A 9,962-nucleotide genomic window follows, 5' to 3' on the forward strand; every position below is an offset into this window, starting at 1 on the left:
AACCGAAAAAGGGCCCGCCGATAGCGATGCCAAGCCAGATTAGAGAGAGTAAAGCCGTGGCGTGAACATTCGTAAATTGATAGGAACTTACGAGAAATAAGGCGCCCCATGAAGTAGCGAACAACGGAAAAAGGAAATGGGGATGATGTATAAAAAAACATTAATTTTCCATACCAAGGTTTGAAGAACTATCGATATCACTGGTAAAGTTATCAATATAGTTCTAAGTTCGGAATGTAAAAAGGGTTTGTGCCACGTTTTTATTCTCAACATACAAGCACTTTTTTGATCGTCTGTGAAAATGCTGATCGGACAGTACGAAAAGATTTAGAACAGTTCATAGAGCATTTTATCCAGGAGGGCGATAAGCTTTTCCAACACGAAGTTGAAGGGCCTGACGATATGTTGGCTCATTTGCGAACGATTTTAACGTAAACGAGCTTAACGGTTCCAATTAAAATAATGAATTAGCTTTAGACATGGTAGGGGATCTATCTTGGGAACACCGTCTAGGGGCTTATTTTCGTCGCCGAATTATGCTTACGGTTATAAAAGGGTTGGAAAGACTTCCAACCCCTACGTGCATTCTCCTAAAGGAATTAATTACGGCTAATATGGTCGTGGCTTACTTCACTGCTTTTTTGTCAAGTGGAAAATAAACCACAATGCAGTTAAGTCAATTAAGAGATAAATGGTCTGTAACAATGCTGTTACTTGGCTAAAAATACCACCAAGTATGTTGTAGTCGAATACGCCCATGAATCCTATGTTCAATCCTCTGATGATGAGCAGGATTACAGCGATCCAATCAATGACACTTAAATTTTTCATGGTCCGCCTACTACCTAATACCTTGTTAATTCCTTCTTTTTACGTCCCTCTTTTAAATATAAGCAAACAATGAAGTTATCTTAATTATTGATTTTAAATAAAAAATACCCCCAACATGGGGGTATTATAGGGAAGAAAAGGGCATTTATTCTTGCTCTTCTATTTCTATTTTTTTCGTTCTGGGCGGCTGAGCTTTCGGGATGGTGATTTCTAGTACACCGCGTTTGCTTTTTGCTTTAATGTTTTCAGCATCGGCGGATTCAGGTAGGGTAAATTGCCGTAAAAATGAGCCTTTAGTACGCTCAACGCGTAAGTAGCTTTGACTTTTTTCCTTTGCTTCCGTTTCTCTTTCCCCTTTAATCGTCAAGATATTATTTTCCATAGACACCTGGATTTTTTTAGGATCAACACCTGGTATATCTGCACAGATGAGGTAATTTTGGCCTTCATCCTTAATATCAATATGAGGAGACCATTCACTCGAAAAAGAATCCCAAAATTCGCCGCCCGTCGCCCATCCAAATGGCTCAAATAAACGGTTAATGTCTTGTTGGAGGTGGTTTAACATACTGTGAGGGTATTTTTGTACTGCTTTTGCCATTTTCGCTCTCCTTTCAGAAGGGTTAGTGTCATTATTTATTTATGGGGTATGGGAGGAAATATTTCAAGGCGAATTTTGTTGCTAATGATCCTATTTTGAGAATAGCACCTAAGGAATTAAATGACAGGCTTTTTGTTTAAGGAGTGCTTCAACAGACAGATGTATATCTAATTTTTTCAAAGCGCACTAGGTTGCGCCGTCATGTCGGGATTGTACATAGGTTATTATTTCATTAAAATCCTCGAGATTATAACTGAAAACTTTCCTCCCGAACTTACTGCGTAGACGATTTCTAAAAAGGGAGTACCAAGTTTTTTGGCGATAAAGTTTGCTAAAAGAGCTTATTAGAAGTGAATTATATTCTTTGAAAATTTCTGTAAGATCATTATTTCTTACGATCTTATTGTTTAAAAAATATCTGAGTACTGAGCCTACAGTTCTTTTGAAAAGATTTTCATTAATCAAATAGAAGGCAGGAGGGCTTAATATGATTAAAAATTGGCCACCTTCCGTTTTATTTTTACTGTAAGAGTTGATAAATATTGGCAGAGGAAATGCGAAATTTTTTTCATTAAGCTTGATAAAGGCAGGGCAAAAATCTTGATTATTATCAAAGTCAAAATGCTCAAATGTGCAGTTAAGGCCAATAGGCTGTTCCTTCTAGCAGCCTGATTCAAGTAAAATTAATTTTGTAAAAGGTAGACCTAATTCTCCCAATCCCTTGCTATTATATTTTTTACTTCTTCAATGCAGCCATGAGGAGGGAGATTTTGTTTAAAGTCGTAAATAAAGCGTAATACCTCATCCGTGGCAGGCCCCTCCAATAATATTTACTCTGTATTTTAACCAGGAATTTTCTAATAAGAGGCCCAACAACTGATGGATAAGAGGTGGGAATAGGTGGCATGTTTATGTTTAAATGAATCGGAGACATCGTAGGTTCCTTTCCTAAATTGGTTTAATTTTCTCTTGTGAAAGATAATAAAATGTGTCATGCTTAACAGTTCTGCGTTCATAGGAACGAGAATGAATAAGTCAGTGTGAATGCCTACTTTTCTTCTGAAATTTCTGGTGGTATATAAGTAAACGTTCCCTTTGCTATTCTATCCTTTGGTGGATCTACGTCTTCTGTATCTAAAACTCCTAAGTCGATAATAGGACAATCAAAAGAAGGCATCCGCTCTTCTTTGATTTTTTGTTTTTATATTTATCCGAATATTATGTGGTTTTAAATCACAATAGACAAAGGGTTTCTCTATAGAACCTGTAAAAGAAGGTATAGTGGCGAAAGAGATTCAGTTATTGCACGATATAAAAAATAAGTTCGATTCTTTGTTAAAAGGTTAATTGAAGTTTGTTTCCGGCTAATTTTGTTAATAATATTTCAAGCGATTTTCCACAAATAAATTCTAGAAAAAGATACAATTTATTTATTTTTTTAGGTGTATTTCCATCCGTCGATCTGATAATATCTGCCAAATATTTTAGCTTCTTTTATAATCCCCTCCATTGTATTATTCTTTTTTTAAGGTCAAAACTCTTTACAGCCGAGGAGGGGGTTTTTTCATTGATTTTGCCTTCCTTATCTATAGAATAAGCTCGGCATACAGATTGAAAATTGCCTTCTCCAAAATAATACCTATAATTATCTACCTATGTCATAGAAAAAAGAATTCTCGCGATTTTTTGCTCGGATGATCTGCCAACTCTTACGTTCTATCCACATTTCTTCTACTTTCGTATTCCACAGCTCTTTTATTGCCGAAGAAAAATTAGGCGCGTTCATAAAATATTTCGGATGGAACAAAGCTAGCTTTATGAGACCACCTTAAGCTTAAGAAATTATTAAAAAGTAACTAATTGATTTTTAATTGGAAATTGGCGCGCCCGGAGGGATTCGAACCCCCGACCAACCGGTTCGAAGCCGGTTACTCTATCCAACTGAGCTACGGGCGCTCCTGAAGTGACTGGAATATTATCACAGACCTCAAATGAAATCATTATTTTAAGTTTTCTTAATTGCTTCATCCAATAATTAATTTGCTTTTAAGTTATAAATCAAAATTTAATCGAATTATATTGACGGTTTGATTTACCAGATGTTAGTGTGGGTGAACCAAAAATAAGAGTGAAGTTTCTTTATGGGTCTCCACCAATAATACAATCACATGGATAAAATAATACGTATCAATATAGCGGTCGAAGAGAGAGTGACCCCACCACTCTGATAATAAATGAAGCCACTGACTTAACGGACAATAAACTACAAAATTACAATGGAATTATCGTTCATTCTGATGATATAGAGTCACATCCGCATTTTTTCTTTAAGGTCGATGCGATGGATGCGAATAATGAAGTATTGAGTAAACGTTCTTTTGATAACTTATTTACTCAGTTACAAACACCCGAGGAAAAAACGGATTACCTCCTCGAGTCATAGTTTAATTTCATCGTTTCTAAATTTCTTTTTTAGACGCTGGAGGTGCCTGGTGGTTTTGGAAGGACTTGTCAAAAAAAAGATAGAATCATGTGCATAACGGAGTAGGAGATCTTCCTATACTCGCAGATTTAACGGCTGTAATTAATATTGTTTTTTAGATTGTCTCCGCTTTAGATTCGATTCACATCACACTGAGATTTTTTCTTTCAATAGGCTTTGCTGTCTATTTTTGTTAGCATGGCAATTTATATCAGTATTTTTAGTTTGACTATTGCGTCGGTTGTGGACATGGATGCTTTAGCGTCTTTCGTTCACGCAAATGATATTTTTATTAAATTTATAATGGAAATTATGAAAATTTTATGGATGGCTTGTTAATTATCGAGCTATAGCAAGATTATTAGTAATTTTTCTGCCACGGTTTCAATGGTATAATTTTATGGATTGGCTTTTAAAATTCTCATTGGTGCGAAAGAAACAGAGGAAACCTCACAGCCGTTTATTGGTAATGTAGTGATACAAAAAGCTTAGACTTTAGAGATTCTCGAAAAGATTAACAAAGAGAATAAAGAATATATTATAAACATCACTCAAGAAAAATTTACAAATGAAAAACTGCCATATTTAGGAATAAAATTTTTTGGTTTTTCTTTAAAGGAAAAATCGGAAAAGCCGCTTCAGCCAATTGAATCAGAAGAAGTAACTAGTTCTTTTAAGGAAGAAACTAAAAGGGGTTATTGTGATTGAATCAACAAACTATTTTATTCTTCGTGGAACGCAGGCTCAACAGGAAACGATGATAACGTTGTCCCTACTTGTCCTCGTCTCTCAATTTCTCTTTGAAAGGCTGAAAACTTGTAGCAACCATAAGTCATTGACGTCACCCATTCAATAAGGTATCTATATTAGCTAAACAGGCATTGAACTTGCGTAAATAGAAAGGGGCGTTATGGACGATCATGATTATAGAGAAGAAAATGGCGCGTTTTTCCAAAAGATAGTACTTATTTATCATCATCACCTGACACGCCTCGTCCTGAAATGATGGTATGGATCATTTTTATAGGCGTTTCTTATTATTATTTTTCTTATGCGCCACTCCAGTTACCTGTGGGAGTGATGGTGGATCGCATTAGGCCGCGGTGATCCTTAAAATTGCTTCAATAATGGGTACCCCCCATTGGCGTTTTCATTTTTTCTTCTTTTTAAAGAGTTTGACTTCGCATTAATGGGTCGTTTTATGGTTGGGTTTTTCCGGCCCTTGCTTATGTAACAACGCTAAAGTTAGCGGCTACTTGGCTTCATTGTAAAATTTTTCCACGGCCACAGGCATTGTGACAGGGTGAGGAATGGTGGCGGCGATTTTCACTGATATTTATTTAACTCATATTGCAATGTATTTCCCGTTGTTTATGGGAATAGATTTAATTATGGCGATATTATTAATTATTCTATTCGTGATAAACCCAAAGAAGAAGGAGCGACCACAGAAATGGCGGCCATTAGTTATCGCCAGTTAGGCGATTACCTCTTTGGAATTATAAAGAAATCGATAAATGTGGTTTATTGGTATTGTGGGTTCCCTATTATATTTGCCTTCGTTGATATTTTTAGATGTTTGGGCGATCCCTTATCTGCGTTATGTACACCATTTGTCTCCAGAACAAGCGGCGAGGGGCGTGTCAATTATGTTATTCGGCTGGATAATGTCAAGTTTTGGCAGTGGGGCGTTATCTGATATTTTTGAAACTCGCAAATACCATTGTTGACCTCTTCTTTTTTAGCAGCCTCGTGGCCAGTCTAATTTTATATTTGAATTGCTTGCCTATTTATGTGTTATATCCGTTATTGTTTCTTTTTGGTATTTGTTGCGGTCCGCATCCATTATGTTTCACTTTAAGTAAAGAAAATAATCCTAATAAGATTTCGGGAACGGCTATTGCTTTTGTGAATTTCGTTATTATGATGGGCGGATTTATCTTTCAACCGGTCGTCGGTGATATTTTAGATTGGTTGTGGAGCGGGCGATTGGAGAATGGAATTCGGATTTATACTTCCCATAATTACACATTGGCATTAAGCATTATACCAGTCGGATTATCAACTGCAGGGATCGTCACTTTATTTATTAAGGAAACTTATCAAAAGAGATAAAAAATTCAGTAGTAAGCCTGTGTTATAGCAATTCTAATTTGGAGTTTATCATCCCCGCCTGCGCACCTAGCCATCAACTTAAGCATAAACCCCTAATGACTGTAAAGTTGATGCTTCTCTTTCGCCTTGTTCCTTTCAAAGCTCCTTGATACAAGGGGCCTCTATCATTACCCACCCGTGGTGAAGCGTGAAAAACTTAAACCCCGTCGCCCTCCGCGGGGCATCTGCTGTATTATTGAAGCATACAAAACCTTCACGGCGGAGTCAGGAGGAGACCTAAAAGACTAGGGGCTAAGAAAAACACCGATGGTGCTTTTCTTAGCCTTTTAGCCGGGACTCCCGTGACTTCGGCTGTGAAAGCCCTCGATTCTTTGTCTGTCAGTAGACGGCCCACGCACGGGAACGACGGGGTCTAAAATAAATAGATATTACTTTTTATTTTTTGCTTTAGTTAATAAATACTTCGCTGTTTTAGCTCTTGGATTGAGTTTGAGTGCTTTTTTAAAATAATTAACTGCTGATTTATAGTGTTTCGCATAAAAATGACATAATCCGATGTTGTAGATTGATTCAAATCTCGACCCAAAATGCTTTTCTGATTCTAAGTAATAATGAATTGCCTTTTTATACTCATCTAGCTGGTAATACAACATACCAATGGCAAAGAAAATATCATCGCATCCTGGAACATAATAGAAATTATCAGCAATAAGGGATAGATTTTTTTTAAGGTAATGGATCATTTGTTCATCTGCTTTATTCAAGCGTTTCATTAGCTCATCATGAATTTGGTAAAATAGAAGCGGATCCCACTGAAAGAAACATAAAAAAGATAACAACATTTCAAAAGAAGCTTTATTTGCTGTTTTTAAAAAATGTTCATAAAAATTAAAATAGTCCGAAGGACTAAATCCTTCGATATTATCGATTAAAAAATTTTGTGTTTCGGGTAGTTTTTCAAATTGAAAGCCGGCGGCACAGACAACGCTGGCCAAACCTTCTCGTGGAGTCTGAATAAAAGCTTCTCCATTCTCACGTTTAAAATATTCTCCAATAGCATGATAATTAACCATTAGCGAAAAACTACCATGGAAATCTAATTCGGGGTAGTCTAATTCATTAAGTTCGTCAATAGTGTTGAACCCTTTGTCGGAGGAGACTAACAGTAATTTGCCGCAACTAATTTGAATTAAATTTTGTAGGCATTTAAGTGCTCCTGAAGGAAAAAGTAATTGCGTGTTTCTTAATTGGTCTTTGTATTGATTGAGGATGTCGTCAAAGATTTTATTTGAATAATAATCATAGCGGATGGACCGTTCTGTAAATTTAATTTGTATTTTTTTCAAATTGATCTTAGCGTTTATAAACGAAGTTTTTTGTTTTGATTTTAGCGTGACTAAGGATTCTTTGATTTTTTTATTTTTAATAGCGAATACGTCAGCTTTGATGCTATCAAAGATATAATTAGCGAAAACAATCAGTGGGTTGCTTAGCGAGTTTGGCTGCAACTCTGTTCCGCTTTTAATCAGTGTTATGGATTGATCGTTTTCTAAATCATAGACCGCGAAATCCAATTGTTTTTTTTTAAGAAAAGGAAGAAACATTTTTTGATTTTGCCAAAAGCTTACATTATTTTCAGTGAAATCACTCATTACATACTTGATATTAAGATGTGATAAATTCAATTGAACTTGAATGGAACTTAGTTGCTTTAATACAAAAAAGCTAAATTGCCCACTCCCCGCTCCCAATTCTAAAATGTAAAAGGTTTGGTATCTTGATTCAGGCTGTTGATTAATCCAATCCTGAATAAATCGGATGACTAATTTAGCGTAACAATTGGCAATAAAAGGATTACTTGTAATATAGAAAGGTACGTCGCCCGCCCAAGCTTCAGCCCCTTTTTGATCATAAAAAGCTCGCTGTCTGGTCCAAAGTTGGGATTGTGATAATCGTTTTTGTTTTTCGATGTAAGTGGTTTGATTCATGATTAGCCTTTTTATTTTTTTAACTTCTCCCTAACCTTTCCAACAAGTGGAAGAGGGAGATTAATTTTCAGATTTTCGCCATTTTACCATAGCATTGAATCTTTTAGTTAAAAAAATAAGGAACTGTCTGAGAGGGTATCTGTTGGCAATAAATTTTTCAATAGGAACCGTATTTTTATGGTAACGATTCTCGTCGTGTAGCGAACGATGTGTGAGTAAAATAGTTAAATAAATTAAATAAAAATAAGGTAAGAATGTGAAAATAATGTAGTTACTGTCCAGAAAAAAAGCAGTGCCTATTTCATGGGGCTGATGAAAATACCGATAAATCCCTTACCAGCCAGAAGTCAGTAGAACCGCTTGCTTTTGCTCACCTTGTACTTAAAATACTGCCAAAATGATCATAATAATAGTTGGGGGGAAAGAATGAAAATTGATAACCATAAAGATAAAATAGCGTCAACGTAATATCCAAAGCATAAAATCTCGTTCGTTTTTTAGACAGGAACGTTACTTTTTGGTGTGATAGGGCCCTCGAAACGTTTCCCCGGAACTATTCGTATGAGTAATAATTGGGTGATCATAAAAGATACTAATAACGAACCAAGCTTCTCGGGTGCTAAATAAAGATAGGACTCCAGATTTGATATGGTTTGAATAAGAGAATCTTTCTGCGTGAAAAGAACAGCTAGCGCTAGTTTAAGGAATCATTCAAAGCGACGTTCGTGTACCACATGTACCACATAATATATAGATAGTGGCCGGCGGGCAGACGGTAATGAAGAAAAGTGGAAATAAAGAATAACTCAATAATCGATAAGACTTGTTGTGCTGCACTTCCCGTGTCGTTTTTCAATCCTAATAGAAAACAAGGCGAGACAGATGATAACATATAAAAATATGAAAATAGGCTTGCCTAACTTTAACGGAGAAGGTAGCATATTGTAAATTTTTTGCATAGTATAAAAATATGATAAATATCAAATAGTTATGAAAATAATTCCTTTAAGAAAAGTCCTCTCTTTCTTCACTATCCTTCTTGCTTTAACATTTACTGGTTGCGCTTCCATTCATCACGGATCTCAACGCAACATAATTTAGCGCGATTTTAAAGTACCGCGGCTATGCTTTTAAAAATTTGTGGCCTTATTTTAAGCGGGCTGGGGTGAGTTATCCGCCGAAAGATATTTTACTACTCGTATTCAAAAATTCACCGAGTCCAGCTATGGGCGAAAGATCGAGGCCTTTGGCGTTACATTCGTTCTTTCCCTATCTTAGCTTCGATTCAAGCGGCGGACTGGGACCTAAATGCATGATGGGGATCATCAAGTTCCTGAAGGCGTTTATAAAATTGTCAGCTTCAATCCGGCAAGCCGATTCGATTTATCACTAATGCTTAAATTATCCCAATTCCGCTGATCCCTATTATGTAAGGTTAGATCACCGCCATGATTTGGGTGATGATATCTTTAATCCATGGTAGCGATGCGTCGATCGGATGTATACCCATTTGGAATAAAGCCACATTGACAATTGTTCGTATTGGCTTATTTGGTAGGAGAGCGCCATATCAAAGTCATTACGCTCCCGATGACTTGCGTTACTATACGCCCATCTATGGAAGCTGTACATCCTCGCTGGTTGCCGCAGCTATATGCGCAGATTAGACAGGCACTTCAGCCTTATGGTTAAGGTCTTTTTCTAAGAGAGGTGATGAGTCGTATGGGCGGGTTGAGCAATTGCGCAAGACGAGTTAATGCAGTTTTGCTAATTCCTTCTGCGAAGGCTTTTATAAATAACAAACCGACTACAAAACCGTTAGCACTTTTAATTAAAATCGTTTGAACATTCTTATTCGGAACAATATAAAGCAATTCTAGTGGTTTTAAAGATTGTGAATTCAGATAATCCTTTATGGACTCTCTTGCAAGTGAGAAGTGCATTG

3 protein-coding genes, 1 tRNA gene and 6 pseudogenes are annotated in these 9,962 nt (G+C 36.4%); 4 read left to right on the top strand and 6 right to left on the bottom strand.

The genetic code is table 11. From position 1 onward, the window contains the following. A pseudogene (locus FIV31_RS05805) lies at positions 1–124 on the bottom strand (hypothetical protein); the annotation flags it as partial. 66 nt (positions 125–190) lie between these two features. Here FIV31_RS05805 and FIV31_RS05810 point away from each other — a divergent pair. Beyond that, positions 191–551 (top strand): annotated as a pseudogene (locus FIV31_RS05810) (secondary thiamine-phosphate synthase enzyme YjbQ); the annotation flags it as partial. Between the two features lie 79 nt (positions 552–630). Here the strand turns inward: FIV31_RS05810 and FIV31_RS05815 are convergent. From FIV31_RS05815 to FIV31_RS05825, 3 genes are all read right to left on the bottom strand, one after another. Continuing rightward, positions 631–831: a DUF378 domain-containing protein gene (locus FIV31_RS05815; protein ID WP_280124127.1), complete on the bottom strand. Its 201-nt coding sequence runs from the start codon at positions 829–831 to the stop codon at positions 631–633. Positions 832–976: 145 nt separating this feature from the next. Beyond that, positions 977–1,432 (bottom strand): Hsp20/alpha crystallin family protein, encoded by a 456-nt coding sequence (locus FIV31_RS05820; protein ID WP_280124128.1) that lies wholly within the window; start codon positions 1,430–1,432, stop codon positions 977–979. A 1,879-nt stretch (positions 1,433–3,311) separates the two neighbouring features. Beyond that, positions 3,312–3,388 (bottom strand) — tRNA-Arg (locus FIV31_RS05825). A gap of 1,436 nt (positions 3,389–4,824) precedes the next feature. On the opposite strand from FIV31_RS05825, the pseudogene FIV31_RS05830 reads away from it, so the two are divergent. Continuing rightward, positions 4,825–6,029 (top strand): annotated as a pseudogene (locus FIV31_RS05830) (MFS transporter). A 428-nt stretch (positions 6,030–6,457) separates the two neighbouring features. Here the strand turns inward: FIV31_RS05830 and FIV31_RS05840 are convergent. After that, positions 6,458–8,017 (bottom strand): tetratricopeptide repeat protein, encoded by a 1,560-nt coding sequence (locus FIV31_RS05840; protein WP_280124129.1) that lies wholly within the window; start codon positions 8,015–8,017, stop codon positions 6,458–6,460. Between the two features lie 984 nt (positions 8,018–9,001). Between FIV31_RS05840 and FIV31_RS05845 the strand changes: the two are divergent. Then, positions 9,002–9,709: pseudogene (locus FIV31_RS05845) on the top strand (L,D-transpeptidase family protein). On the opposite strand, the pseudogene FIV31_RS05850 reads toward FIV31_RS05845, so the two are convergent. Further along, a pseudogene (locus tag FIV31_RS05850) lies at positions 9,706–9,840 on the bottom strand (tryptophan synthase subunit alpha); the annotation flags it as partial. The pseudogenes FIV31_RS05845 and FIV31_RS05850 overlap by 4 nt on opposite strands. 8 nt (positions 9,841–9,848) lie before the next feature. Between FIV31_RS05850 and FIV31_RS05855 the strand changes: the two are divergent. Further along, positions 9,849–9,962: pseudogene (locus FIV31_RS05855) on the top strand (hypothetical protein); the annotation flags it as partial.

The sequence above is a fragment of the Coxiella endosymbiont of Ornithodoros amblus genome (genome assembly GCF_019425495.1).
Classification (GTDB): Bacteria; Pseudomonadota; Gammaproteobacteria; order Coxiellales; family Coxiellaceae; genus Coxiella.